This is a genomic window from Rhodanobacter sp. AS-Z3 (assembly GCF_029224025.1).
Lineage (GTDB): Bacteria > Pseudomonadota > Gammaproteobacteria > Xanthomonadales > Rhodanobacteraceae > Rhodanobacter.
This window is the reverse complement of record NZ_CP119392.1, coordinates 3460118-3486336: the sequence shown is the minus strand read 5'-3', so window position 1 is coordinate 3486336 and position 26219 is coordinate 3460118. Positions and strand designations below refer to the sequence as shown.

29 protein-coding genes and 1 tRNA gene are annotated in these 26219 nt (G+C 62.8%); 20 read left to right on the top strand and 10 right to left on the bottom strand.

Annotated elements, in window-relative coordinates; genetic code table 11:
• Positions 1-154 precede the first annotated feature (154 nt).
• The 3 genes from PY254_RS15645 to PY254_RS15635 all read left to right on the top strand — a co-directional run bounded on the left by PY254_RS15645 (position 155) and on the right by PY254_RS15635 (position 2028).
• The gene (locus PY254_RS15645; protein ID WP_281012972.1) at positions 155-538 is read left to right on the top strand and encodes a hypothetical protein; all 384 of its coding nucleotides are present in this window, start codon (positions 155-157) and stop codon (positions 536-538) included.
• Between the two features lie 205 nt (positions 539-743).
• Positions 744-1589, top strand: coding sequence for a ParB/RepB/Spo0J family partition protein (locus PY254_RS15640; protein ID WP_281012971.1), 846 nt, complete (start codon positions 744-746; stop codon positions 1587-1589).
• A gap of 238 nt (positions 1590-1827) precedes the next feature.
• Entirely contained in the window at positions 1828-2028 is a 201-nt protein-coding gene (locus tag PY254_RS15635; protein WP_281012969.1) for a helix-turn-helix transcriptional regulator, read from the top strand.
• 100 nt (positions 2029-2128) lie between these two features.
• Here the strand turns inward: PY254_RS15635 and PY254_RS15630 are convergent.
• The 5 genes from PY254_RS15630 to ftsY form a co-directional block, all read right to left on the bottom strand.
• Positions 2129-2204, bottom strand: a tRNA-Phe gene (locus tag PY254_RS15630).
• A gap of 82 nt (positions 2205-2286) precedes the next feature.
• Positions 2287-2565: an oxidative damage protection protein gene (locus PY254_RS15625; protein ID WP_281012967.1), complete on the bottom strand. Its 279-nt coding sequence runs from the start codon at positions 2563-2565 to the stop codon at positions 2287-2289.
• A 67-nt stretch (positions 2566-2632) separates the two neighbouring features.
• A complete protein-coding gene (mutY, locus tag PY254_RS15620) occupies positions 2633-3694 on the bottom strand; it encodes an A/G-specific adenine glycosylase (protein WP_281012965.1) in 1062 nt (353 codons plus the stop codon).
• Positions 3691-4761 carry an AsmA family protein gene (locus PY254_RS15615; protein WP_281012964.1) on the bottom strand — a complete coding sequence of 357 codons (1071 nt, stop codon included), beginning with the start codon at positions 4759-4761 and terminating at the stop codon, positions 3691-3693. The genes mutY and PY254_RS15615 overlap by 4 nt, the downstream gene beginning before the upstream one ends.
• Before the next feature lie 27 nt (positions 4762-4788).
• Entirely contained in the window at positions 4789-5925 is a 1137-nt protein-coding gene (gene ftsY / locus PY254_RS15610) for a signal recognition particle-docking protein FtsY (protein ID WP_281012962.1), read from the bottom strand.
• 89 nt (positions 5926-6014) lie between these two features.
• Here ftsY and rsmD point away from each other — a divergent pair, with 89 nt between their 5' ends.
• From rsmD to PY254_RS15580, 6 genes are all read left to right on the top strand, one after another.
• The gene (gene rsmD, locus PY254_RS15605) at positions 6015-6596 is read left to right on the top strand and encodes a 16S rRNA (guanine(966)-N(2))-methyltransferase RsmD (RefSeq protein ID WP_281012961.1); all 582 of its coding nucleotides are present in this window, start codon (positions 6015-6017) and stop codon (positions 6594-6596) included.
• A 39-nt stretch (positions 6597-6635) separates the two neighbouring features.
• Positions 6636-7175: a pantetheine-phosphate adenylyltransferase gene (coaD, locus tag PY254_RS15600; protein WP_281015244.1), complete on the top strand. Its 540-nt coding sequence runs from the start codon at positions 6636-6638 to the stop codon at positions 7173-7175.
• Complete coding sequence (locus PY254_RS15595) at positions 7168-7671, top strand: hypothetical protein (RefSeq protein ID WP_281012960.1); 504 nt, start codon at positions 7168-7170, stop codon at positions 7669-7671. Before coaD ends, PY254_RS15595 begins: the two co-directional genes overlap by 8 nt.
• Before the next feature lie 149 nt (positions 7672-7820).
• Complete coding sequence (locus PY254_RS15590; protein WP_281012959.1) at positions 7821-8081, top strand: YfhL family 4Fe-4S dicluster ferredoxin; 261 nt, start codon at positions 7821-7823, stop codon at positions 8079-8081.
• A complete protein-coding gene (gene ggt / locus PY254_RS15585) occupies positions 8078-9811 on the top strand; it encodes a gamma-glutamyltransferase (protein WP_281012958.1) in 1734 nt (577 codons plus the stop codon). The genes PY254_RS15590 and ggt overlap by 4 nt, the downstream gene beginning before the upstream one ends.
• A 101-nt stretch (positions 9812-9912) precedes the next feature.
• Entirely contained in the window at positions 9913-10947 is a 1035-nt protein-coding gene (locus PY254_RS15580) for a TMEM43 family protein (RefSeq protein WP_281012957.1), read from the top strand.
• A gap of 101 nt (positions 10948-11048) precedes the next feature.
• Here the strand turns inward: PY254_RS15580 and PY254_RS15575 are convergent, their stop codons facing one another.
• The 5 genes from PY254_RS15575 to PY254_RS15555 all read right to left on the bottom strand — a co-directional run bounded on the left by PY254_RS15575 (position 11049) and on the right by PY254_RS15555 (position 15356).
• Positions 11049-12341 (bottom strand): EAL and HDOD domain-containing protein, encoded by a 1293-nt coding sequence (locus PY254_RS15575; protein WP_281012956.1) that lies wholly within the window; start codon positions 12339-12341, stop codon positions 11049-11051.
• Between the two features lie 103 nt (positions 12342-12444).
• Entirely contained in the window at positions 12445-12891 is a 447-nt protein-coding gene (locus PY254_RS15570; RefSeq protein ID WP_281012955.1) for a flagellar protein FlgN, read from the bottom strand.
• Complete coding sequence (flgM, locus tag PY254_RS15565) at positions 12888-13223, bottom strand: flagellar biosynthesis anti-sigma factor FlgM (protein WP_281012953.1); 336 nt, start codon at positions 13221-13223, stop codon at positions 12888-12890. Before flgM ends, PY254_RS15570 begins: the two co-directional genes overlap by 4 nt.
• Positions 13224-13332: 109 nt before the next feature.
• A complete protein-coding gene (gene flgA, locus PY254_RS15560) occupies positions 13333-14055 on the bottom strand; it encodes a flagellar basal body P-ring formation chaperone FlgA (protein WP_281012952.1) in 723 nt (240 codons plus the stop codon).
• Positions 14052-15356 carry a methyl-accepting chemotaxis protein gene (locus PY254_RS15555; RefSeq protein WP_281012951.1) on the bottom strand — a complete coding sequence of 435 codons (1305 nt, stop codon included), beginning with the start codon at positions 15354-15356 and terminating at the stop codon, positions 14052-14054. Before PY254_RS15555 ends, flgA begins: the two co-directional genes overlap by 4 nt.
• A 166-nt stretch (positions 15357-15522) precedes the next feature.
• Between PY254_RS15555 and PY254_RS15550 the strand changes: the two genes are divergently transcribed.
• The 11 genes from PY254_RS15550 (at position 15523) to flgK (ending at position 26219) form a co-directional block, all read left to right on the top strand.
• Positions 15523-16479, top strand: coding sequence for a chemotaxis protein (locus PY254_RS15550; protein WP_281012950.1), 957 nt, complete (start codon positions 15523-15525; stop codon positions 16477-16479).
• Positions 16480-16646: 167 nt separating this feature from the next.
• Positions 16647-17057, top strand: coding sequence for a flagellar basal body rod protein FlgB (gene flgB / locus PY254_RS15545; protein WP_281012949.1), 411 nt, complete (start codon positions 16647-16649; stop codon positions 17055-17057).
• 5 nt (positions 17058-17062) lie between these two features.
• Positions 17063-17485, top strand: coding sequence for a flagellar basal body rod protein FlgC (gene flgC, locus PY254_RS15540; protein ID WP_281012948.1), 423 nt, complete (start codon positions 17063-17065; stop codon positions 17483-17485).
• A gap of 46 nt (positions 17486-17531) precedes the next feature.
• On the top strand, positions 17532-18179 hold the full coding sequence (locus PY254_RS15535; protein WP_281012947.1) for a flagellar hook assembly protein FlgD: 648 nt from the start codon (positions 17532-17534) through the stop codon (positions 18177-18179).
• A gap of 37 nt (positions 18180-18216) precedes the next feature.
• Entirely contained in the window at positions 18217-19437 is a 1221-nt protein-coding gene (gene flgE / locus PY254_RS15530; RefSeq protein ID WP_281012946.1) for a flagellar hook protein FlgE, read from the top strand.
• Positions 19438-19527: 90 nt separating this feature from the next.
• Positions 19528-20268, top strand: a complete 741-nt coding sequence (flgF, locus tag PY254_RS15525) for a flagellar basal-body rod protein FlgF (RefSeq protein WP_281012945.1) — start codon at positions 19528-19530, stop codon at positions 20266-20268.
• 66 nt (positions 20269-20334) lie between these two features.
• Entirely contained in the window at positions 20335-21120 is a 786-nt protein-coding gene (gene flgG, locus PY254_RS15520) for a flagellar basal-body rod protein FlgG (protein ID WP_281012944.1), read from the top strand.
• Positions 21121-21131: 11 nt separating this feature from the next.
• Positions 21132-21815: a flagellar basal body L-ring protein FlgH gene (gene flgH, locus PY254_RS15515; RefSeq protein ID WP_281012943.1), complete on the top strand. Its 684-nt coding sequence runs from the start codon at positions 21132-21134 to the stop codon at positions 21813-21815.
• Between the two features lie 128 nt (positions 21816-21943).
• On the top strand, positions 21944-23017 hold the full coding sequence (locus tag PY254_RS15510; RefSeq protein WP_281012942.1) for a flagellar basal body P-ring protein FlgI: 1074 nt from the start codon (positions 21944-21946) through the stop codon (positions 23015-23017).
• A 16-nt stretch (positions 23018-23033) separates the two neighbouring features.
• On the top strand, positions 23034-24110 hold the full coding sequence (gene flgJ, locus PY254_RS15505; protein WP_281012940.1) for a flagellar assembly peptidoglycan hydrolase FlgJ: 1077 nt from the start codon (positions 23034-23036) through the stop codon (positions 24108-24110).
• Positions 24111-24341: 231 nt separating this feature from the next.
• A complete protein-coding gene (flgK, locus tag PY254_RS15500) occupies positions 24342-26219 on the top strand; it encodes a flagellar hook-associated protein FlgK (protein ID WP_281012939.1) in 1878 nt (625 codons plus the stop codon).

The window sequence follows — 26219 nt, the reverse complement described above, 5'->3', positions numbered from 1 at the left end:
TAATCGTTATCTTAGGAAAGAGGCCCCCGCCCTGGAGCCTCCCTCAGCGACCCTCAGGGCAACCCACCAACCAACCTAACCAACCCCGCGAGTGCTGGGCCTAACGGCCACGGCGGCTTTGCCGTGCGCGCTCGCCAGACTGACAGGAAAGAAGATGAAACTTGAACGACTCCCCGAACCCTTTACCGACGAGAACGGCCAGCGATGCGTGCGAGTGCCGCTTGCAAACAGCGCAGGCGAGGCGGTCACCTACTGGGAGACATACTGGGAGCTGATTGGCTCCGGCGTGTCGGCCTTGTGGTGCTACAACCACAATCGAGGCGGCCAGCGAGGCGAGCAGTACGTGAAGGCTTACGTAGGCGGCAAACCGCGGACGGTCTCCCGGTTGATCCTCAAGGCCGGTCGGGGCGAAGTGGTCCACTACCGGGATGGAAATCATCTCAATCTGAGGCCCGACAACCTGTACCTCACCGAAGGCGGTTTCGCCAAAGTGGACTGCGCCGAACTGCTGGCGGAGGCCGATGATGCGGAGGCCTAATAATCACCCGAGGGCCACTCAGGAAGCCCATAGCGGCTCGCAGCGTCCCGTATTGATCTACCGGCAGGTCTCCTTTTCCTTGGACGCCTTCGACCGACTCAAGGCGTGGCAAAGGCGCCTGGAGTTGGCCGGAGGTCGACCCCTGACTAACGGGGAAGTCCTGGACGCGCTGATCCTGGCCGCTCCGCTCCCGTAAGGCGTGCCGATGGAGAAGATACAAGGCACCCTCACGGGCTGGCTGGCCTTACCGGTCACTATGATTCTCCTTGAGGAAATCGAGACCGACGAGGCCCTACAGCCACGCACGCGCGACGTTGTGGCGGCGCGAGATCGTTACCGACTAGACGAGGCATCCGAGCTGCATATCGCACGACTGCGTGATGATCTTGCTGCGTTCCCTGGCAAAGAAGCCGAGCCGCTGCTAGTCGCCGAAGTGGGCGGACGGCGGCTGCTAGTCGATGGGCACCACAGAAGGGAGGCTTATCGCCTGGCTCGCCGTCGCGTCGCCCCGGTCCGACTGTTGCGCATGAGCATGAGCGAGGCAGTCATGGTCTCCAAGCTGGTGAACTGCGGAGGAGTGAAGCTTCCGTTGCATCCCGAGCAGGCCAAGGAGGCCGCCTGGCAATATCTGGCCCACATCACTGGGCGAGGTCGGCGACCGCTGCCGCCCGGCCAGTCTCGCCGAGGGATCGCCGGCACCTTCGGCGTTAGCAAGTCGACGGTTTGTCGCATGATCGAGGCGCTTCCCAAGGTGAAGCTAGGAGACTTTGGCGACGACGCACTAGATCCGGGCACTGGCTGGCCCCGATGGCGCCATTGCCGAGGGAACGCTTGGAGGGATGTATTCGACGACATCTCCCTGGACGATCGCCTGAGGCTTAAGGCAGAGAAGCTGGCCGAGCGGCTGGCGGCTATGCTCGACAAGGCAGGTCCGAAGGTTTCCCGGATGGCAGCCGAGATCTTGCTGGCAGAGCGCAAGGACGGGGCCGTAGAGCTCCTAGAGCAATACCTCTCGGCCGAGGAAGCGACCGACCCTTACGGCGATTACTAAGGCACCCGTGTCCCACATTGGATGCCTAGCGGGACAGCCGCGCGTGTCCCAAAGGGACAGCCGCCGATGTTTTGGCGAAAATTTCCGAGACGGTATCTAACCAACGGTCGACGCGCGAGACCCCCCCGTACCCCCCCCTCCGTTCCTTCAACCGACTGCCCGCCACGGGCATCGCTCCGGCTTGCCTAAGCATCGCTGGACGTTGCCCGTGCGCGGTACCTTTTCACTTCGAGGAATTATGACTGAACAGAACAACAGCGCACCCGTGCGCCTCATTCGCCTGCCCGAGGTCTGTAAGCGTGTCGGCCTCAAGCGCGCAACCATCTATGTGCTGATGAGCGAAGGGAAGTTTCCCCGTCAGCGCAAGCTCGCGGCGAATAGCGTCGCATGGGTAGATAAAGAGGTCGATGCTTGGATAGCTGAGCGCGTTGCCGCATGAACGACAGCCGACTTTCAGACGAACGGCAACCGAACGGCAACCGATGTGGTTTCTCAGCCAAAACAAAAGGGCCTGCATCTCTGCAAGCCCTTGATATTACTGGTGGCCGGGGACGGAATCGAACCGCCGACACGGGGATTTTCAATCCCCTGCTCTACCAACTGAGCTACCCGGCCGGGAACTTGACGATCAAGACCAACCGGATGGGTTGTTGTTGATGCGTGGAGCCGCGCATTAGACCGAATACGCGGCGTTTCGTCAAGACTCTACAGGTGGTCGGCTGAAACCCGCGGCCTGATCGAAGTCACCGCCGAACAGGAATTTCTCCATTTGCTCGCCCAGATACTTGCGCGACTTGGGGTCGAGCGGGTTGAGTCGGTATTCGTTGATCAGGGTGGTTTGGTGGGCCAGCCATTGCTGCCACGCGGGTTTGGATATCTCGGCGTAAAGGCGTTGGCCGAGCGGGCCTGGCCACGGCGCGAAGTCCAAGCCTTCCGCGTCGATGCCGAGTTTGCTGCAATGGATGGTACGGCTCATGGTGTCGTTCCTGTCCGGCCCTCGCGAGCTGGCAAATCAGATAAGGCGAGTAGTGTGCGGCATCCACTCAGCTGACGTCGTTGACTTGCAGCAGGAGGTTGCGCACCGGTGCCGGCAGGCCGAGTGCCTCAAGTTCGTCCGCGCTGCACCAGCGCAGTTGCGGATTATCGGCGATGGCGTGGCTGGCTGTCGCGTGATCGAACAGCAGTGGCTCGATGTTCAGGCGATAGTGGCTGAAGGTATGGGTGAAGGCGCTGAGCGCTTGCGCGTCATCGATCTGCGCGTGTTGCCGGGCGACGAGCCACGCGTCATTCGGGTCGGTTGCTTCGGGCAGGCTCCAAAGTCCGGGCCACACGCCTTGGGGTCCACGCCGCTCCAGCAGCACGCGGCGCTTTGCGTCGCGCAGAATCACCATCATGGTGGCGCGCGTGGGAAGGGTGCGGGCCTGTTTGCGGCTGGGCAATTGGGCGGTGAGGTTGTCACGGTGCGCGACGCAGTCCGCGGCTAGTGGGCAGGTCTCGCATTGAGGGCGTGAGCGGGTGCAGAGTGTTGCACCGAGGTCCATGATCGCCTGGGTGTAGTCGGCGATGCGGCTGCGTGGTGTGTGTTCTTCGGCGCGCTGCCACAGCAGCGTTTCCACCGCGCTTTCTCCGGGGTGGCCATGGATGCCGTGATAACGGGTCAGTACGCGTTTGACGTTGCCGTCAAGAATGGGGAAGCGCAGGCCGTGCGCTTGGGCCAGGATGGCGCCAGCGGTGGAGCGGCCGATGCCGGGCAGGGCGACCAGCGCAGTGAAGTCCTGCGGTAAAGCGCCGGCGTGCTGTTCCACGCAGATTTGCGCGGCGCGATGCAGGAAACGTGCACGACGGTAGTAGCCAAGCCCGGACCACAACGCCAGCACGGTGTCTTCCTCAGCGGCGGCGAGCGCGTCGAGCGTGGGCAAGGTGCCGACGAAGCGCTCAAAGTAGCCGACCACGGTGGCAACCTGGGTTTGTTGCAGCATCACTTCGGACAACCACACACGATAGGCGTCGCGGCGACCGCCCTCTCGTGCTAGCTGCCATGGCAGATCCTTGCGGCCGTGCTGGTCAAACCAGCGCAGCAGGCGATCGGCAAAACACGTGCTCATGGCTTGTTGCGGGGCGCGGGTTTCGCTGCCGGAGCTGCCGCCGTGGCAGCCGTTGCCGGCGCATCGTCGCCGGCCTGGATGGTGAGGCCTTCGATGCGGATGCCGGCGACGTCGAGGCTGGCGATTTCAGCGTGGCCGCTGCCCGGTGGAATGGTCAGTTGCGTTGTTGCAGGGTCATCCAGGCTGCTCCACCAGTGCGCCAGTGCCAGCGGCGGCAGGCGCAGGTCGGCGTGGTTGGCGGGGCCATCGAGCTTCAATGCCAGCAGCAGTGGATTGCTCTGGTCGGCGGGAATCAGTTGCACCGAGATGTCGTATTGATCGGCATTGGCCTGTTCAAGCTTGCCGGCCAGATTGGCGCTGGCGTTGGCGGCGCCATGCCAGTAAGCGCTGCCAGTCAGGGCCAGCTTGATCGATTCGCCCTGAGCCAGATGCAGGCTGATGTTCTGCAGCTGCAGCGCGTTGCCCTCGATGCGCGGTGTTGCCGACAGTTGCAATTGAAGGGGCGTACCTGCCGCCGTCACTGCCGCGAGGCTGAGTGGAAAGGGCTCGCCGGTAGCAAGGCTGCCAGCTTGCAACGATACGTTGCTGAGCAGTAGCTGGTTGCCGCGCACCACGCTGCCATGGCTGATGCTGACACCGGTATCGATGCGCGGGATGTTGGGCGGGGCACCTTCAGGCTGTGGCGGCAGCGAGCTGAGCCAGTTCTGCAGCGCGTCCAGATCCACTCGGGGTGAGTCGATTTCCAGTTCCGATATGGCGGTAGAACCGCCGAGCAAGGTGTGCCAAGGCAGCGCCAGTTGACCATGCGCCGCCAGCAGGATCGGCGCGGACGCACCTACCGCATTCAAGGTGATGCCATCCAGCTGCAGTGCAGGGCGCGGAAACAGGCTGGGGCTGGCCGGGCTGGCCAGACTCAATTCCAGTCCGGCCGTGCGTGCCTGGGTTTGCAGCATGCGGGTGAAGCGTTCTGGTTGCAGCAGCAAATACACCGAAACGATAGCCGCCAGCACCAAGGCCAGCGCCAGCCCGGTGAGCACCATCAGGGTCAACCGCCATCGGCGCGCCATCAGCTCAGCCCTGTCGTCGCAGTTTGATCATGAGCCGCTCGCCGCGACGCCAAGGTTGCTGGGCAGCAAGCCATCGACAAAGGCCTCGGCGTCGAAACTGCGCAAGTCGGTGGCGGTTTCGCCCAGGCCAACGAAGCGGATTGGCAGGCCGAACTCGCGTGCCAGCGCAAACATCACACCGCCCTTGGCGGTGCCGTCCAGCTTGGTTACCACCAGGCCGGTGACGCCGACGATCTGGCGGAACTGGCGCACCTGGTTGATCGCGTTCTGGCCGGTGGTGCCGTCAATCACCATCAGCACTTCATGCGGCGCGTCGGCATCAATTTTCTTCAGCACGCGGGCGATCTTGCCCAGTTCGTCCATCAGACCGCCCTGGGTGTGCAGGCGGCCGGCGGTGTCGGCAATCAGTACGTCGGCGCCGCGTGAGCGGGCGGCCTGCAGTGCGTCGAAGATCACGCTGGCGGCGTCGGCGTCCTGACCTTGCGAGATCACCGGTACCTGATTGCGTTCGCCCCAGGTCTTGAGTTGCTCGACTGCGGCCGCGCGGAAAGTGTCCCCGGCGGCGAGCATCACCGCGTGTCCCTCATCGCGCCAGCGGCGGGCCAGCTTGCCGATGGTCGTGGTCTTGCCGGCACCGTTGATGCCCACCACGAGCACAACGCACGGCTTGTGCCGGGTGACATCCAGCGGCTGTTCGACCGGCTTGAGCATGCTGACCAATGACTGGCGCAGCGCGGCGAGCAAGGCAGGCGCGTCGGCGAACTCGCGCTTGTGCATGCGCTTGCGCAGGTTCTCGACCAGTTCGGTACTGGCCTCGATACCGACATCGGCGGTGATCAGGGTGGTTTCCAGCTCGTCGAGCAGGTCATCGTCCAGCTTCGGGTTGCGTACAAACAGCGAGCTCAGGCTGCGCGAGAACACGTTGCCGGCGAGGCGTTCGCGCCAGCTGCGTTTGGCCGGCGCGGCTGCAGCGTCCACCGCGGTCTCGGACGGCGCCAGGGCAGCGGTTTCGAAATCGTCACCGACTGCGGCGCTCGGCGCCGTAACCGCAACTTCGGGCAGCGGGGCGAGTTCGGCCGGCGGCACGTCGGCCGCGGCTTGCGTGGTGGAAGCCGACTGTCCTGCTTCCTTCTCAGCGGGTTTTTTCTTCCAGAACTTGAGCATTGCGGGTGCGATTCAAAGACAATGGGCGGCATGCTAACACTCCAACCTGTACTGGCCGCTGAGGGGCCACGCGCCACCGGTGCGAACGCGTGAACGGGCCGCGCAAACCAGCCTCCGGGCGCATCCGCATCATCGGCGGCAGCTTGCGCAATTCACGGCTGGAAGTGCCTGACCTGCCGGGGCTGCGGCCCACCGCCGAGCGAGTGCGCGAAACCGTGTTCAACTGGCTGGCGCCACACATACAAGGCATGCGTTGCCTGGATCTGTGCGCCGGCACCGGCGCGCTCGGGCTGGAGGCGTTGTCGCGCGGCGCAGCGTCGGTACAGTTCGTCGAACGCGAGGCGCGTGCGGCGCAGGCGCTGCGGGCCAACATCGTGCGACTGAAGGCCGACGGCGCACAGGTCGCGGTTGCCGATGCCGTCGGATTTCTGCAGCACACTGCGCAAGTCCACGATCTGGTCTTCCTTGATCCGCCCTTTGCGCTTGACCTTTGGCCGGCTCTGGCCGAACAACTGGAGTCGGGCGGCTGGCTGGCTGCGCAGGGCTGGATCTATGTGGAATCACCGCGCGATCGGGTGCCCGTGTTGCCGCCGAACTGGCAACTGCACCGGGAAGGCCAGGCCGGCGAGGTGCGTTTTGCGCTCTATCGGCGCGCGCTTCCGTTAAGCTAGGGTCAATTCCGCTGCCGCTTCTTCCTCGTGAGCAAACCTTTGGGCAATCCTCGCCTGGCCGTATACCCGGGCACTTTCGATCCGATCACCAACGGTCATACCGATCTGGTGACGCGCGCCTCGCTGTTGTTCGAGCGGGTGGTGGTGGCGGTGGCTGACAGCTCCAGCAAGGGGCCGGCCTTCAGCATCGGCGAGCGGATCACGCTGGCGCGGATGGCGCTGGCCGACCTGCCGAACGTGGAAGTGCGCGGCTTCGACTGTTTGCTGGCCACCTTCGTCGAGCAGATTGGTGCGGGGGTGATCATTCGCGGGCTTCGCGCGGTGTCGGACTTCGAGTACGAATTCCAGCTGGCCAGCATGAATCGGCATCTGATTCCCCAGGCCGAGACGTTGTTCCTGACGCCGGCGGAACAATACAGTTTCATTTCCTCCTCGCTGGTACGCGAGATCGGCCGCCTCGGCGGGGACATTTCCGGTTTCGTTCATCCAGCGGTACAACAGGCCATGCGGCAGCGCTGGCAGAAGAGCCTTGCCGGCTCCAACATGCAACCCGAAACAGAAGGTGATAACCATGCGTAAGTTCGTTCTCATTGCCGCCATCGCGCTGACCGCCTGCCTGGCCCTGAGCGCCTGCAGCAAGCACGAAGAAGCCCAGCAGTCCGATCAGCAGGCCAGCCAGAAGGCGACCAAGCCGTCCGATCCGAACGACGTCAAGGCATGGAACGCCTATCTCGGCCAGATCGTGCAGGCGAACATGCAGGGCATGAAGGCCGATCGTCCGTACCCTTACCTGGTGCCGGCCGGTGATTCCGATGATGCGGTTGCTGCTCGCGATCGCCAGCTATCGAACATCCAGGACACCGTGGCGCGCGGCGTGCTGCCAGGCAACATGCTGGTATTTGCCGGCCCGGATTCGACCAAGACGGCTGACCTGATAGCCACGGCATTCAAGGATGCCAAGCCGGGTTCGTTCAAGGACGTGATCATCCTGTTCATTGGCGACAAGGCCGACCAGCAGCGCGTGACTGACCTGCTCAAGCCGACCGGCGCCGAGATTCGCTTCGTAGCCATGTAAGCATGATCGCCGCGCCGGCCAAGCCGGCGCGGCGCGGTATGCCGTTGCCACGCGGTATGCGGTGGTAGCGGGTGGTTGTCCACCGTGCGTTTTCCGGTGGCTTGGCACGCGCTTCCACGGCGTCGCTCTCCGACCTGTAGTATCGACCGATGTCATTGAAAATTCTCGACACCTGCGTCAATTGCGATGTCTGCGAACCGGCTTGTCCGAACAAGGCGATCTCGCTGGGCGAAGAGTTCTATGTAATCGACCCGGCCTTGTGCACGGAATGCGTGGGTCATCACGACGAACCGCAGTGCGTGGTGGTTTGCCCGGTCGAATGCATCATCAGCGATCCGGAGCATGCCGAGTCGATCGAGCAGCTTGAACTCAAGTACCACCATTTGATGGCAAAGGAGTCCGTGGCATGAGCCTATCCCTGAACTGGCGGGTTGCGACGCTGAGCCTGCTGCTGGTCACTGGTGGCGCCTTCGCTGCCGATGGTCTGCCGGCGAAGCCTGCGACAACGGCACGCCCGGCGAGTCATGCATCAGCCCAGCGCCCCGGCCATGCCGCGATTGCCAGTGCGAATTTTCACGCCACCGAAGCTGGCCTTGAGATATTGGCCAAGGGTGGCAATGCGTTTGACGCGGCGGTAGCGGTTGCCGCGACGTTGTCCATCGTCGAGCCGGAAAGCTCGGGGATCGGCGGCGGCTTCATGGCGGTACTGCATCGGGCGAAAGATGGCCGCAATGTTTTCATCGACGCGCGTGAGACCGCTCCCGCCGCAGTGAATGTCAAGGATTACCTCAACCCCGATGGCAGCCCGAATCGTGATACGGCGCTGAACGGACCGTTGTCTTCGGGTATTCCGGGCGAGCCGGCTGGGCTGGTGCTGATCGCGAATCGATACGGACGCCTGCCACTTGCCCAATCGCTGGCGCCCGCGATCCGCATTGCACGCGACGGCTTCAAGCCCGATGAGCGCCTGCACGACGCCATTGACGAAGTGCAGAAGGACCTGCGTCGCTGGCCTGCCTCGGCCGCCAAGTATCTGCCGGGCGACAAGGTGCCAGCCGAGAACGAGATCTGGAAAGATCCCGACCAGGCACGCACGCTGGAATTGATTGCGGCCCACGGCAATGACGGTTTCTATCATGGCGAGACCGCGCGGAAGCTGGTTGCGGCGGTGCAGGCTGCCGGCGGCAACTGGACGCTGGCTGACCTGGCCAGTTATCAGGCCAAGGAACGTACGCCGATCACGGTGGATTACCGCGGCTACAAGATCATCACCGCGCCGCCGCCTTCGTCCGGTGGTGTGGCGATCGCCGAGATCCTCAACATCCTGTCCGGTTACGATTTGACGAAAATGGACCAGGTGCAGCGCGTGCACTACATCGTCGAGGCGATGCGCCGAGCGTTCCGAGATCACAACGACTATCTGGGCGACCCGGATTTCGTGAAGATGCCGCTGGATATGCTGCTTTCGCCGTTCTACGCCGACGGCTTGCGCCAGAGCATTCTGCCGGACAAGGCCACGCCGTCGTCGATGCTGCCGCGCTCCGAGGCAGCGGACCCGGGGATGCATACCACGCATTTCTCGATCATCGATGCCGACGGCAACATGGCTGCAGTGACAGCCACAGTCAACACGACGCTGGCCTCCAAGTTCGTCGCGGGCGATACCGGCGTACTGTTGAACAACGAGATGGACGACTTTGCGCTGGTGCCGAACAAGCCGAACGTCTACGGTCTGCTTGGCAGCAAGGCGAATGCGCCGGTGGGCGGCAAGCGCATGCTGTCTTCGATGTCGCCGAGTATCGTGATCGGTGCCGACCGTACCGCCGTCATTGGCTCGCCGGGCGGCTCAACCATCATCACCCAGGTGCTCGAAGGCATTCTGCATTTCATCGACGGGCAGACGGCGCAACAGATCACTGCGCACAAACGTTTCCACCACCAGTACATGCCCGATGTGGTGATGATGGAGGACGGCACCTTCGATGCTGCCACCAGCGATGCCCTGACCAAGATGGGTTACACGCTGAAACAACGCGAATCCTGGGGTTTCATGAATGTGGTGACGTGGGACCGCAAGGCCAACAAACTCGATGCGGCCAGTGATCCACGCCGGCCGTCGGGTTTGGGCAAGGTGCAATAACCGTCGATGGAATGCATGCTTGCCCATGGCAGTTCCCCGGCGCGGCGTGATCTGCCCGTGGCGGAAAGCCGTTCGTTGATCCATCAGCCAGGAGCGGGCTGATGGATTTGCACAAAGGCTTGTCACTGCCTGCCTTGGCGCTGAATGTCAGTGGCGCTGTTCTGATGCTGGCAGGCATCGGCCTGATGGCGACCACCGCGAGTCGCCTGCAGAATTACCGGGTCGCCGCCAACCTGCATGGCGGTGAGGTCATTGACCTGGGCGAAGATGCACGACCGGCGGCTGGACAACATGGTGCGATGGCTCGCGTGGTCGCTGTGCCCCATGTGGTTGAGGCGCCGCAGGACCCGGACTTCAACTTGCGCGCGAACACGTCGGTGCTGGTACGTCACGTGGAGATGTTCCAGTGGCGCGAGATCAAGGTTGGCGACAGCGTGCACTATGAGCTGGATTGGGTGGATCACCTGCTGGACGCGGGCCACTTTGTCGATCGCAAGGGGCACGCCAATCCGGTGGGTTTTCCGGTCAGCGGCAAGCAGTTCGATGCGGGGCTGGTGCAGGTTGGCGGCTTCAAGCTCGGGCCGATCCTGTTGCATGGCATGCCCGGTACATCCCGGCTGACGCCCGACATCACCGCGTTGCCAGACAATCTGGCAGCAAGTTTTACGCGATACCAGAACTATCTGGTAACCAGCGCCAAGCCGGGTGATCCGCGTCTTGGTGATGTGCGTGTCAGCTGGGACGAGGTGCCGTTGCAGCAGATGACTTTCGTCGGACGCATCGACGGCGATCGACTGGTGGCAGCGACCGACGCGGCCGATGGCAAGGGTTACGTGGTGCAGTTGGGCAATGTGCCGGTGCTGGATATCTTCCCGGACCTGCCGGTGCCGCCCGAGTTTGTGTGGACCTGGCGACTACTGTCGGTAGTGCTGGCGTCGTTGGGTGCGTTTGCGCTGATCGCAGCCAAACGTGGTCGTGGTGATCCGCAGCTTGCGGCGGGTCTTGGCGCCGCGGCCGTCGGCGCGGTTGCCAGCGTGCTCTGGCTGCACGCTGACACGACCGTCATGGGTGGCTGGTTGGCGTTTGTGCTGGCGGGCTTGGCGCTGGTGACCTGGCGACTGTACCGCCTGCGTTGAGTTTTTGCCGGGTCAGCGGCCGTGCTCAAGGCAGGCAAACCTTCAGCTCTCGATGAGCGGCAAGACGCAGCAAGCGCTGCGTCTGCTTCAGCGGCGAACGCTCAGGAGGTCTTGTGCTTTTCGCCTGCCGAGGCGAACACCTGATCGGCCCACTGGGTTGCGCTGAGATACACCGTGGCCATGCGCAGGATACGTTGCGGCGCAGCGCGCTCGCTGGTCATTTCGCCAGCTTCCCAGGTAATGATTTCTTTCAGCAGGGCGCCGAACGGACCGCTGCGATCCATCAGTGCGCCGCTGACTTCCGGCGCCAGCGTCAAATGGCTCAGCAGGAACTCCATCGGCGCGCACATCAGGGTGTCCAGCAGAGAGAACAGACCGACGGTAAACGCGGTTTGCGGGCCGCCGTCGGGCATGCCGGTCGCCAGCTTTTCGCACATGTGGGCACGGATCATGGCTGCGCGCAGCAATTCCGGCGGCTGGTCGTCCAGGCCGCAGAGCGACATCGTCTCGATCCAGTTGCGCATGCGTGTCACGCCGAAGAAGATCGCTGCCTGCTCGACCGACTTCAACTGACGCGGCAGGCCGAAATAAGCCGAGTTCACGCAGCTCAACAGTTTGTAGCTCAGCACGGCGTCGTCGCGGATGATCGCGCCCAATTCCACTGGGCCCGGATTGACTTCCTGCAGGGCGCCCATCAAACGCAGAATACTCATGCGGTTGGCGGTGAGCACCGGAATGGCAACCGGTTGGGGAATCAGCAAATAGCGGCCCTGGATGGCCTGCACGGGCAACGCAAGGCAGCGCTCGTAGGTTTCATGGTCGTCGACGTGACCGATCACCACGCGAATACCCCGAGCATGCAGCGACTCGGTGCGCGCCTTCATCACGTCCGGCTCAAGCTGGCTGGCGTCCAGTCGGACCATCTGCGCCATCTGCAGCAAGCCCTGCAAAGACAGGCTGGCTTCCAGGTCGGTATCGCCGGCCTCAAGAACAAACTGACAGCCACGCTCAGCCATGCGCTGGAGACGCTTCATCAATTCGGGATCATTGGCCACCGAGGGCTGCAATACCAGGCCGAGGCGTGGCTGATGCAGCAAAACGTCGGAATCTTCGGGCAGCAATTCCGCTGGCAGATTCAGAAACGCACGATTGCCGCGAACCAGTCGCGTCATCGAGCCATCGGTGATGGTCGACAGAACACTGCGCAACAGACTTTCTTCATCGCCCGGTTCGCGGTGGAACAGCACTTCATAAGCGAACAGATTGCGTTCGCGATCGAGCATGGGTGTACGCAGTACCGGCAGTGGGGTGGATGACGGTGTTCCGGTGGAACCCTGGCCACCCGTAGCATGCAGAGAGGAGGTGCTGGAAGGGACGTTGCGTGGGGTGCTCATGATCGGTCATCGCTGTCGGTGCGAGCGCGGGGAGGCAGCTTCGCTATCGGTGGAGGAGCGGCCTGTGGGGACAGGGGGCAGGGGTCGATGTTACATGCCCGAATCACGCCGCTGCCAGCACCTGCGAACGCAAGCTGGCACGCATTTCTCCCGAGCGCCCATAGATGGCGCTTTCACCGACATGGCCGGTCAGGATGGAGAGTGCCTGCCGCACCTGGATCAACCGTTGGTTGACCGTGCTTCCGTTGCGCTGGTTGAGTGCATGACAACGCGCCAGCGACTCCATCACGCGGGTCCATTCGGGCTGCAGCGCAGCTTGCCTGGACGGCTGCTCACGGCTCAGTTGCAGACGCTCGACATCCAGCTGTTCCAACTGCTGCATGATGGTTTGCTTGTTTGTACCGGCTTCGTCCAGTGCTTTGGGATCGCCGCTGACCAGCGCAGCACGCTCGGACTCCAGCACGGCCAGTAGTTGGTCAGTCGCTCGCTGCATGTCGTCCAGAACGGACGCAAGGGCATCGTTCAGTTCGTGCTGCAGCACAGTGTTCATGCCTTGCCGATGCCCCCGAGCTGGTTGTCCATGGCGAGCAAGCGGTCGGCAATCCGGCCAGCATCAATTTTGTAGCTGCCATCGGCCAGCGCACGCCGCACCTGCTCGACGCGATTGCCATCGATCGGGGAGGCATCGCCCTGGCGGGAAGCTTCCTGCAGTGCCCGTGCGGAGTCGGTCAGTTTGAGCTGATCGATCCCGTTCGCCGAGGTTGCGCCGCCATCGATCGCGGCGGAGGCACTGGCGGAGGAGTTGCCATCGGCCTTGCCGGCAGCCTTGCTGCTGGACGGCTGAAGCTTCGGCAAGCCATTGTTTGTAATGGTCGTATTCATGGTTTCAATTCCACTGGGTATTGCCCTGTACTTTAGTGATCGGCTGATTCCATGGAAACTTTAGGGCTGCGCCAAAAGATCGACAGCGACATGATAAATGTGTCTGCATTCATGGTAAGGCCACCACCACACCAGGCGCACTCACCATGGCGTCAATCACCCGGCCCGAATTGGCATTGCGTACCCGCAGGCGAGCCCCGTTGTCGCCGCTGCCCAGGGCAATGCCGTCGGCACGCACCTGAACGCCGTCCAGTTGCGCCAGCATTTGTACGTGGTCGCCTGCGCGCACCATCCGCCGCCCGCCCAGCGTGGCGGGGTTCAATACGGTTCCGCGTGCCACGGCGCGCGCCAGCGATCGGCCCGCGACCTGATCCAGGTTCTCAAGATAGCCGTAGCCAAGTTTGGTCACGTCGCGTTCTTCGGCATGGACATCGGTGACACGGATGCCGTCGCCACGCAGCAGTGCGCGGCTGCTCACCAGCACATTGCGAAACAACTGCAATTGGATCGGCACGCGGACGGTCCAGCCACCGTTGTCCGGGCATTGCACCGCAACCGTCATGCGGGAGCGCGGCTGTGTCTGGTCGGAAATGAGTGCATGCAGTGGCTGCGTGCATGCGGCCAGCTGCAATCGCGTGTCCAACGGTTCGGTCGTGACTTCGATCCGACCGGCCGGGGCGGCGTAATGCTCGCGTACGGCCTGTTCAGCGGTGGCGCGTATCTCGGTCAATAATGGTGTGCTGTTGCCATCCATCGCGGACGCCACGACAGGCAGGCTCGTCAAGGCGAGCAAGGCCAGTCCCGCGAACGCGCTGGAAAGCTGCTTGATCATGCGTCAGCCAGCAGCGCGCCAAGATGGGTCAACAACGCGTCTCGGCCGGCTTCAATTTTCTGCACCAGTTCACCGGCCTGGGCCAACTGGCCTTCTCCCAGCAGGGTAACGAAACGACTGCTCTGCTCGCCCAACTGGGTGCCGGCATCCTTCAATGCGGGAGCCGCTGCCGCACCGCGACGCAGCAGCACCAGCCGATCCACACTGCGCATGAGTGCACTGGTGTCGAACCAGCGCCGATCCAGCGCCGCCGGGTCTACCAAGGCCAGTTCCATCCCCTGACGCAGGTTGAGCGCGGACTCGCGCACGGTGAGGCTGAGGCTGGCGGCGTCGTTGCCACTGGCGCCTTCCATCCAGTCCAGCCCCAGTCGATGGGCGAGCAGTGCTGCGCGATGCAGCGACTCGGCCTGACGCCGGGCCTCGCTGCTGCGGCGCTGCAACGCGCCGAGCGCGGTTTGGGTGGTAGTGGCGCGTGCATGCTGGGCGTCGTGCCCTTGCTGCAATCCGTGAATGCGTTCGCCGGCAGCCTGCAAGGTGGCGCTGCCTTCGTCCAGCAAGCTGCCCGACTGGCTGACCTTGGCCTGGGCGCGCTCAAGATGTTGCAGGCCCTGATTCACGTCGCCGTCCAGCTGCAGCGAGAAGTCGCCGATGGAGCCGGTAACGGTTTCAATTTCGGTGGTGGTCTGCGCGGTCTTCTCGGCAAGTTGCTTGACCTCGTCGGCGACCACCGCAAAACCACGCCCGGCATCGCCGGCGCGGGCAGCCTCGATGGCTGCGTTCAGCGCAACCAGATTGGTCTGGTGGGCAATTTCCTGCACCGTCCCGGTCAGCTTGCGGATCTGCGCCACCTGTTCGGCCAGTTTGCTCTGGTTGCGATTCATGGCCGTCAGTGCGGTACGCATCAATCGCAACTGGCCGTCCAGCTCCTTGATGCCGCCGGTGCCGGCAGCGCCAGCCTGGCCGGCCTTGTCCAGATCGGCACCGACTTGTTGCAGTACCGTCGATATCCCGGCACTGCCCTCCGTCAAGCGATCGACGCCGCTGCGGCTGTCGGCGGCGGCCTTTTCCATCGCGGCCTGTTCGCGCGCCAGTTGCTGCACAGCTCCGAGTACCAGGCCTTGTTGCTCCATCGTCTGGGTTGCCACCGCTGCCGGTGGTCGGCTGGCAACGCGGGCCAGCAACGGCGCCAGCGCTTGCGCGGCGCGCGGATACTTGCGTCGCAAGACGGCCACTTCGGCGTCATTGCCCTGGGCGGCGGCCTCTACCAGTGCGGCGATATGCTGATTCCAGATCAAGCTCATGGGTTGGGCATCAACTTCTATAGAGGGAACTGAAGTTACATCGTCGAAAAACGTCAAAACTTGAGAAAGCAATCAACGTGCCACGATTTGCGCTAAAGCCGCTGTGTGTGCGGTCGATAGACCTTGCTGACGGTCGCGCTTGCGACAATGTATCCGAGGAGGCCGCATGAGCGGCTCATTGCTGGAAAAAGTGGAGCGACAGACACGCTTGGCCGGTCATAACCGGATCGCCATGCTGTTGTTCCGATTGGGCGACGAGCAACTCTTCGGCATCAACGTGTTCAAGGTGCGCGAGGTGTTGCGGCGGCCTCCGATGGAGCGCATGCAGGGCTTGCACGACCTGATTGCGGGCAGCTGCGATTATCGTGGGCAAACCATTCCGGTGATCGATCTGGCCGCTGCGCTGGGTTATCCGCCGTTGCGCGATGTCGATTCCGCTCATTTGATGGTCACCGAGTTCAGTCGGTCGATGCAAGGTTTCCTGGTTGCCGATCTGCAGCGGATGGTGCATTGCGATGGCGAAGCGATGTCTGCGCCGGCCCCTTCGTTGGGCTTCGGTTCGCGCGTCAATGCGGTGACGCGTGTAGATGGTGCGCTGCTCGCTGTCGTCGACGTGGAACACGTGCTGGCTAGTATTGACTCGGCACCGGCCGAGCTTTCAGGCCAGCTGCAGCGAGAGGCAACCACCCGTTCGCTGGCGATGCGCCGGGTGCTGGTAGTTGACGATTCGGGTATTGCCCGGCGTCGGCTGGTGGCGCTGTTCAAGCAAATGGGCATCGATTGCCTGGTGGCCGGAGATGGCCGCGAGGCGCTGGAGCGGCTGCTTGATCTGGCCAGTAGCGACCCGGCGAGCCAGATCGAGCTGGTGGTATCGGATATCGAGATGCCGCGGCTGGATGGCTATGCGCTTACTCGTGCCATTCGCGAGACGCCGAGCCTGTGCAAGCTCAAGGTGCTGTTGCACAGTTCGCTCAGTGGTTTGTTCAACGAGGCCATGATCAAGGAGGTCAAGGCCGATCGGTTCGTGGCCAAGTTCCAGCCCGACCTGCTGGCTCAGGCCGTGATGGAGTTGCTGCCAGAGGTTGCAGCAGCCCCGACCGCGCCGAAGGCGTCAGCAGACTGACACCTTCGCCAGCTGTCGCCAAGGCGTCAACAAACCGTCTTCTTGCGTGATGTGCCCCTTGGTGGCCACCCTTCCGCGCACTAAAATGCAACGTAATCAATCACTTCTTCTTGCTGGCATGCAATTTGCCTTTCGCTTCGTGCGGCAACTGCACGCGGAGCGAAGTGATGATTCCAGGCACCGACAATCTATTTGGCATACACACCCAGGCGCTTGACCTGTGGCAGCGCCGTACCGAGGTGCTGGCCAATAATCTGGCCAATGCCGACACCCCCGGCTATCTGGCGCGTGATGTCGACTTCCGCAAGGTGCTCGCTGCAGCCAGCGGCCAGAGCGACCAGCTAACCCTGAAAACCGACACGCCCGGCCAGATTGGTTCGCTGGCGCAAGGGTCGGATGGCCAGCTTGCTGACAACGTGGCCTATCGCAGGCCGACTCAGCCGAGCATGGACGGCAACACCGTCGACGCCCAGGTCGAACAGGCCGCGTTTGCCGCCAATGGCGTGCACTACCAGGCGAGTCTGTCCTTCATTACCGCGCAGATACACATGCTGCGTACTGCCATCTCCGGGGGCTGAAGCCGATGTCACTCTTCTCCATATTCGATGTGGCCGGCTCCGGCATGGCTGCGCAATCGACGCGATTGAACACCGTCGCCAGCAACCTGGCCAATGCCGACAGCGTCTCCACTACGGCGCAGGGTGCCTACCGTTCGCGCGAGCCACTGTTTGCCACGATAAAAAATCAGCTGGATGCCGGCAACAAGAATGCCGTGGGCGAAGGCGTGCAGGTGCTCGGTGTCACCGAAAGCCAGGCGGCCATTCCCAGCCGCTACGAACCCGGCAATCCGTTGGCGGATGCGGACGGCTACGTCTATGCCAGCAACGTCAATCCGGTCGACGAGCTGGTCAACATGATCTCGGCTTCGCGCTCGTATCAGAACAACGTCGAGGTGATGAACACCGCGCGGCAACTGATGCAGAAAACGCTGGATCTGGGCAAGTGAGCCTTTTCCCGATGAACAAGCAGCAAGCATTTTCGAGGAACGCGACATGAGCGACATAGCCATTGGTGGACCTGCCACCAGCGCGACGCAGGCTGTTACTAAGGAGGCCAACAAGACAATGAACCAGGCCGACTTTCTGAGTCTGCTGGTGCAGCAAATGCGCAATCAGGACCCGACCAAGCCGACCGACTCGTCGCAGATGGTCAGCCAGTTGGCGCAGATCAACCAGGTGTCGGCCACGCAGGCCTTGCAGACCTCGTTCGACGCCTTGAGTAAGTCGATGCAGGGCAATCAACTGTTGCAGGCCAGCAGCATGGTCGGTCGCAGCGTGGTCGTGCCGTCAGCGGCGGGCACGTTGCAGGACGCGGGATTGGACGGTGCGGTGAACGTGCCGGCGGACGCCGGCGACGTGCTGGTGCAGGTCACCGATTCGGCTGGCAACGTGTTGCGCACCATCAACATGGGCCGGCCGCAGCAGGGGTTGGCTCCGTTCCACTGGGATGGCAAGGGCGATGACGGCAGCGCATTGCCCAACGGGGCCTATGGCCTCAAGGCACAGGTGGGCAACACCGCGGTGAATACCTACGTGAGCGGTCGCGTCAATGGCGTGGGCATGACCGGCGCTGACGGCGCTTATCTGGATGTGGACGGTTTTGGTGGGGTCCTGCTGAGTCAGGTCGCGCAGATCAATTGATGAGCCCCGCGGGCTCAAATACAGAGGAATTTTCCAGATGGCTTTCAATATCGCACTGAGCGGTCTCAACGCAGCCTCCAAGGATCTTGAGGTCACCGCCAACAACATCGCCAATACCGGTACGACCGGCTTCAAGGGCTCGCGTGCCGAGTTCGCCGAGCTGTTCAGCGCCGCTGGCCCCAACCTCAGCTCCAGCCAGGTCGGCAGTGGCGTACGCCTGACCAATGTGGCGCAGCAGTTCACCGCTGGCAGCATCGAGACCACCAACAACAGCCTGGATTTTGCGATCAGCGGTGAAGGCTTCTTTACCCTGAAGGATGGCAAGGGCTATTCCTATACCCGTGCCGGCGCGTTTCACAAAGACGCCAACGGCTTCGTCACCAATGCCAACAAGCAGCGCCTGCAGGTATATCCGCCGACGCCGAATGGTTTCGACAACAGCACCATGGTCGATCTGCAATTGCTTACCGCGCAGAACGCGGCCAAGGCCACCGACACCGTACAGATGTCAGTCAATCTGCCCTCTGATGCGACGGCGCCGCTGACTCCATTCGATCCGCTCAACGATCCGACCAGCTACAACCAGTCCACGCCGTTTACCGTGTACGACTCGCTAGGTGCCACCCACAACGGCACCGTGTACTACGTCAAGGATGCGGCGGCCAACACGTGGAATGCCAACCTTTACGTTGATGGCGTATCGGTCGGCCCCGCGCAGCAGCTCACTTACAACAGCAGTGGCGGACTGTTGGCCCCCGCCAACGGCAAGTTGGCGTTCCCCGCCGTGGTGGTCAGTCCGGGATCGACCCCCTTGCAGCTGACCCTGGACATGGGCACCTCAACCCAGTTCGGCAACGCCTATGCGGTAACCGCGATCAATCAGAATGGCTATCCCACTGGCACGCTGTCGAGTATCGACGTGTCCGGTGAGGGTGTGGTGCAGGCCAAATATTCCAACGGTCAGACCACCTCGCTAGGCCAGTTGGCGATGGCGCAGTTCTCCAATCAACAAGGTCTGCGTCAACTCGATAACACCAACTGGGCGGCGTCTTACGACTCCGGCACGCCGGTCATGGGCGTGGCCGGCAATGGCACCTTTGGCGCGATTCAGGCTGGCTCACTGGAAGCCTCCAATACCGCCGACCTCACCGCGCAACTGGTCAACATGATCAAGGCGCAGCGCAACTACCAAGCGAACGCGCAGGTGATTTCGACCGACAACCAGCTGACCCAGACCATCATCAACATCCGCAACTAACAGAAATGAGTGATGAGGAGTGAGGAGTGAAAGAAGGCGGCCTTTTCGTCTTTCTCACTTCTCTCCACTCACTCGCAGAGGATTTTCTCCATGGATCGTTCGCTCTACGTAGCCATGACTGGCGCCACGCAGATGATGCGCGAGCAGTCCGAGGTGGCGCACAACCTGGCCAACGCCGACACCGTTGGTTTCAAGGCGCAGCTTTCGGCATTCCGGCCGTTGCCGGTGCAGGGGCAGGGTTTGCCCACGCGAGTCAACGGCGTCGCCTACGGCCTTGGTGTTGATCTAAGCCAGGGCAACCTGCTGCAAACCGGCAACGACATGGATGTGGCCGTGCAAGGACAGGGCTGGATGGCGGTGCAGAGTGCCGACGGCAGTGAAGGCTATACGCGTGCCGGTGAGTTGCGACTGACCCCGGACGGCTTGCTGACTGACTCCCGCGGCAACCTGGTGATGGGTGGTGGCGGCCCGATCAGCGTGCCGGCTAGCGCCCACATGAGCATCGGTACCGACGGCACCGTTTCGGTGGTGCCGATGGGGCAGTCACCGGAAACCATTGCCGCGGTCGGGCGCATCAAACTGGTCAATCCCGGCGCTGACCAGCTCTCGCTAGGCAGCGACGGCCTGATGCACATGAACGACGGCAGCACCGCGACCGCTGATGAAACAGTCACCTTGCAGTCGGGCGCGCTGGAGTCCAGCAACGTCAACCCTTCACAGACGCTGGTGCAGATGATCCAGCTGTCGCGTCAATACGAGTTGCAGATTCGTTCCATCAAAAGCGCAGACGAAAACGCGCAGTCGACCACCAGGTTGCTGCAGTTGAGCTGATCTTCACCGTGCGATTCGCACACAAATTCATAAAGACGTCCAGACGTCCAGACGGAGTCCATCGACATGTTTTCATCCCTGTGGGTAGCCAAGACCGGCCTCGATGCGCAACAGACGCGCATGGACGTCATTTCGAACAATCTGGCCAATGCCAATACCACCGGCTACAAGAGCGCGCGTGCCGCGTTCCAGGATCTGGTTTATCAGAACCTGCGTCAGCCAGGCGGCCAGACCACCGAACAGACGCAGGCGCCTTCGGGCCTGATGCTGGGCACCGGTGTGCGCGTGGTGGGCAACGAAAAGTTGTTCACCCAGGGCAACATCGAGCAGACCGGCAACTCGCTGGACGTGGCCATTCAGGGCCGCGGCTTCCTGCAGGTGACCATGCCCGATGGCACCATTGCCTACAGTCGTGACGGTTCGTTGCATATGGATCAGAACGGCCAGATCGTCACCGCCAACGGTTACGCGCTGGACCCGGCGCTGAGCGTTCCGGCCAACGCACAAAGCATCACCATCGGCAGCGACGGCACGGTCAGCGTGAGCCTGCCGGGGCAGGCAGCGACGCAGCAGGTGGGCACCGTGCAGCTCGCCGACTTCATCAACCCGGCCGGGTTGCAGCCGAACGGCGACAACCTTTATCTGGAAACCGCCTCCAGCGGCTCGCCGCAGATCGGTCAGCCCGGCCTCAATGGCCTGGGCACGCTGGCGCAGGGCGCGCTGGAAAGCTCGAACGTCAACGTGGTCGAGCAGATGGTCAACATGATCGAAACCCAACGTACCTACGAGATGAACTCCAAGGCCGTTTCCGCTGCGGACGGCATGTTGCAGTTCCTCACCAATAAAACCTGAGAAACGCCGTGATGAAGACTGTTCTGCGATTTTTGATGCTGCCCTGCGCGTTGGCCTTGCTGGCTGGATGCGCGAGTGGTCCGCGTGCACGCGACGACGCGGCGTGGGCGCCAACGCCGCCGATGGCGCAGCAGGTCGCCCCGGTGCAAGCCGATGGCTCGATTTATCACGACTCGCAGAACATGGAGCTGTTCACCGATCCGCGCGCCCATCGGGTAGGCGACATCCTCACCGTGGCGCTGGTCGAAAGCACCCAGGCAACCAAGAAAGCCAGCACCACGACCAGCAAGACCGACAAAGCCAAGATCGCCTCGCCTACCGTGCTTGGGCACTCACTGTCTATCGGCGGCAAGGTCGCTGACATCGGCCTGGATGGCGAGCGTAGTTTTGATGGCGCCGGTTCCAGCAGCCAGAGCAATCAGCTCACCGGGCAGATCACCGTCACCGTGGCGCAGCGGCTGTCCAATGGCAATTTGATGATCCGTGGCGAGAAATGGCTGACCATCAACCAGGGTCAGGAACTGGTACGTATTTCCGGCATCGTGCGCCCGCAGGACATCGGTCAGGACAACGTGGTGCCGTCCACCCGCGTTGCCGATGCACGCATCAGCTATACCGGTCGCGGCACGTTGGCTGACGCGAACTCGCGCGGCTGGCTGTCGCGCTTCTTCAATTCCAAATGGATGCCGTTCTGATGAACACGCTCCGATCCACCACCGCCGTCGTCGGAGCCCGCTCGCGGGCGATGCTTTTTCGTCGGCATCTCCGGGCAAAGGCATCGCCCGCGAGCGGGCTCCTGCGAAAGGCCGGGCTTGTGTTGGCGGTGGCCTTGTTTACGGTGCTGCCTGCCCACGCCGACAAGATCCGCGATCTGGTGCAGGTGCAAGGCGTGCGTAGCAACCAGTTGATCGGCTACGGACTGGTGGTTGGTCTGGATGGTTCGGGCGACCAGACCACGCAGGCACCGTTCACCACGCAAAGCCTGGAAAACATGCTGCAGCAGTTCGGCATTACCGTGCCGGCCAACGCGCGACCGCAGTTGAAAAATGCTGCCGCCGTGATGGTTACCGCCGATCTGCCAGCCTTCGCCAAGCCCGGTCAGACGATCGATGTCACGGTGGCCTCGATTGGCAACGCCAAGAGCATTCGTGGTGGCCAGTTGCTGATGGCGCCGCTGCGCGGTGCAGACGGCAATGTCTACGCGGTGGCGCAGGGCAGTGTGGTGGTCGGTGGCATCAGTGCCTCGGGCAAAAGCGGCTCCAGTGTGCAGGTGAATATTTCCGCCAGCGGACGGATTCCCAACGGCGCCTCGGTGGAGCGCGTGGTGGCTTCGTCCTTCGCCAGTGGCGGTGATTTGATGCTGAACCTGAATACCGCTGACTTCACCACCGCCTCGCGTATCGCAGCAGCAATCAACAAGGCCTACGGTACCGGTACCGCGCAGCCGGTGGATGGCGGCACGGTGTCGGTGCGTGGTCCGCAGGACCCGGCACAGAAAGTGGCGTGGCTGGGTGATATCCAGAATCTTGACGTACAGCCCGGTGATGCGCCGGCACGGATCGTGGTGAATTCGCGCACCGGTACCGTGGTGATCGGTTCGGATGTGCGGGTGACTGCCGCGGCGGTCGCGCACGGCGCGATCCAGGTGACGATTGGCGAACAACCGCTGGTCAGCCAGCCGGCGCCGTTCAGTCAGGGCCAGACAGCGATCGTGCCCAGCAGCAGCGTGCAGATCAGCGAAGACGGCGCGCACATGTTCAAGTTCGGCCCCGGCGTGAGTCTGGATACGATCGTGCGCGCGGTGAATCAGGTGGGGGCCACGCCCAGCGATCTGATCTCGATTTTGCAGGCACTGAAGCAGGCTGGCGCGCTTCATGCAGACCTCGTTGTGATCTGATCAAGGTGACAAAATCATGACGCCCGTGAATGCCGCCACACCCGCCCTCGATACCTGGACTGAACTGTCCGGCTTCCAGCAATTGCGTGCGCAGGCACGCAGCGACGGCGGCAAGAGTGCGCTGCCGGCAGTAGCCAAGCAGTTCGAGGCGATCTTCACCCAGATGATGCTGAAATCCATGCGTGAGGCGAATGCCAGCATGGGTAGCGACCTTGCCGGCAGTCAGCAGGTGGATTCGTACCGCGACATGTTCGACCAGCAATTGTCGCTGACGCTGGCCAATGGCAAGAACGGACTGGGCATCGCGAAGATGCTGGTGCGTCAGCTTGGCGGAAAAGACGCGCCAGTCGATGCGGCCGCAGCTTCATCCAAACCACGGCCGTTGCCGACTGCCGATGTGATCAGCGCCAACGTGCGCGCGCTGCTGCAGTTGGGCGCCGATCAGCCAGCCGGCGGCGATACCTTGTCCCGTGGACTGGACATGCCCGGCGTGCCGGCGGCCACCGATGCCGGTTCATCGTGGCAGCACACACTGGGTCGCCTGGCCAGTGGCGCACTGGATGCGGCTGGTGCCGTGGCTGATGTGCTGCCAGGCGGTGACCCCGTGCGCTTCGTGCGTGCACTGGCGCCGCATGCGGCCGAAGCGGCCAAGAAGCTGGGCGTATCGGTGCGTGCGTTGCTGGCGCAGGCGGCACTGGAAACCGGTTGGGGCAAGCACTTGCCCGGTCGCGCCAATGGCAACAGCAGCAATAACCTTTTTGGCATAAAGGCTGGCAACAGTTGGGTGGGCGACAAGGTCAGCGTGCCCACGCTGGAATACGAAAATGGCGTGGCTGTGCGTCGGCGCGACGCTTTTCGTGCCTATGACTCACCGTCCGAGTCCTTCGCCGACTATGCGCGCATGCTTAGCGACAGCCCGCGTTATGCGCAGGCGCTAGGCCATGGCGAAAACATTGCCGCCTTTGCGCACGGCCTGGTGCAAGGTGGTTATGCCACCGACCCCGCCTATGCGGCCAAGATCACCCGCATCGCCAACAGCCCGGAAATGCGCGCCGCGCTGGCCAGTCTGCAAGCGACCAGCGGTGCGGAGTGAGTGGCATGAACCGCTGTTCGTTCCGCTCGGCGCCGCGCTCGCGTCGCCGCTGCCCGTGTTCACAGCGTGCCTGCAAAGGTTTCGATAGCCTGTCAATGCGCGAATTTTCCCGCGCCGGCAGCTTGTTTTCGGCCGCCGTCCGCGTGTGGACTCAAGGAAACGGCGTGGTCGCCGATACCCACAACACTTGCCGCGTGAATTACGCGGTGTCCAGGATGTCGAGGATTTCCCATGGCTGACATGCTTTCGACCGGCGTATCCGGCCTGCTTGCAGCGCAGGTCGGGCTAAGTACGGTCAGCCACAACGTGGCCAACGTGAACACCGACGGCTACAGCCGTCAATTGGTGTCGTACCAGACCAAGCAGCCTGAAGCCGTGGGCGGCTATTACGTCGGCACCGGCGTCGACACGCAGGCGGTACAACGCGCCTACAGCCAGTTCTTGAATAGCTCGCTGTGGTCGGCCAGTTCTGGCCAGGGCCGCGCCACCACCATGAACAGCCTGACCAGCCAGATCAACAACCAGTTGGCGGGTTCGAGCAATCTGCAGACCTCGCTGGACGGCTTCTACGGCGCCGTGCAGGACATGGCCAATACGCCATCGGACGCGGCCTCGCGGCAGGTCTTGCTGGCGCGTGCCGGTGGCGTGGTCAGCACCTTTCATGCCTTGTCGGATCAGTTCAACCAACTGTCTGGCCAGGTGCAGCGACAGATCACCGACACCGTCGGCTCGATCAATACCGACAGCGCAGCGATCGCCAAGTTGAACGGGCTGATTCGTGCCACGCCGTCGGACGGTACGCCGCCCTCTGATCTGCTCGACAAGCGTGATTCGCTGGTCAAGAAGCTGGCCGGCGAAGTAGGCGTCACGGTGGTGCCACAGAACGACAACACCATCAGCATCTTCACCGGCAATGGCCAGGCTCTGGTGACCAGCGCCCAGGCGTTTCCGCTGGGTTCGACACCGAATGTCTACGATGCCACCCGTCAGGAAGTCACCGGCGCCACCACGGGCGCGGTGATCAGCGGCCGTATCGGCGGCGGCTCGCTGGGTGCGTTGCTGGAATTCCGCAGCAACGTGCTCGATCCGGCACAAGCCCAATTGGGTCGCTCGGCCCAAGCGATGGCCAGTGCGTTCAATGCCCAGCACGCGCAGGGCGTGGATTTGCAGGGTGCGGTCGGTGGCACGTTCTTCAACGTGGCCGGTCCGGTCGTGCAGGCCGCGTCGACCAACACGGGAACCGGCACGCTGGATGCCAGCATCAGCAACATCGGTTCGTTGACCGGCAAGGACTACCTCATGCGCTATAACGGAACCGCATGGAGCATGAGTGACGCCAACGGCGGTGCCGCCGTGACGCTGAGTGGTAGCGGCACCGCCGCCGATCCGTTTACCGCCGCTGGCCTGAGCCTGGTGATAGGTGGCGCAGCCAGTGCGGGTGACAGTTTTCGCATACAACCCAGCCAAAGTGCCGCGGCCAGCTTCTCGCTGGCCATCAACAACCCCGACAAGATCGCCGCTGCGGCACCGTTCGTGGTGACTACGGCCCCGGCCAGCGCGGGCATCCCGTCGCCGACGGTCAGCATCAGCGACGGCAGCAACCCGAACCTGTTCGATGCGGCCACCGTCGTGTTCTCCTCGCCTACCACCTACAGCATCAACGGGGGTCCGTCGCAAACTTTCACGCCCGGTCAGCCCGTGGTCGCCAACGGCTGGAGCATGAAGTTCAGCGCTGCACCACAAGCCGGCTACAGCTTTGGCGTGCAGGCCAACAGCAACGCGCAGGGCGACAACCGCAACGCGCTGATGCTCGGCAAGGTAGCCAACCTCGGTGTGCTCGACGGTGGCATCACCAGCACCGGTCACGCCTACAGCCAGCTGGTCAGCCAGGTCGGCAGCGCCGGTGCGCTGGCAGCAGACGACCTGACCACGCAAACCGCCGTCTACAGCCAGGCCATGGGTCAGCAGCAAAGCGTCTCCGGCGTGAACCTGGACGAGGAGGCCGCCAACATGGTGCGTTACCAGCAGGCCTATCAGGCGTCAGCCCAGGTCATCAGTGCGTCCAACACCATTTTCAGTGCGCTGCTCAGTGCAGTGCGGTCGGGGTAA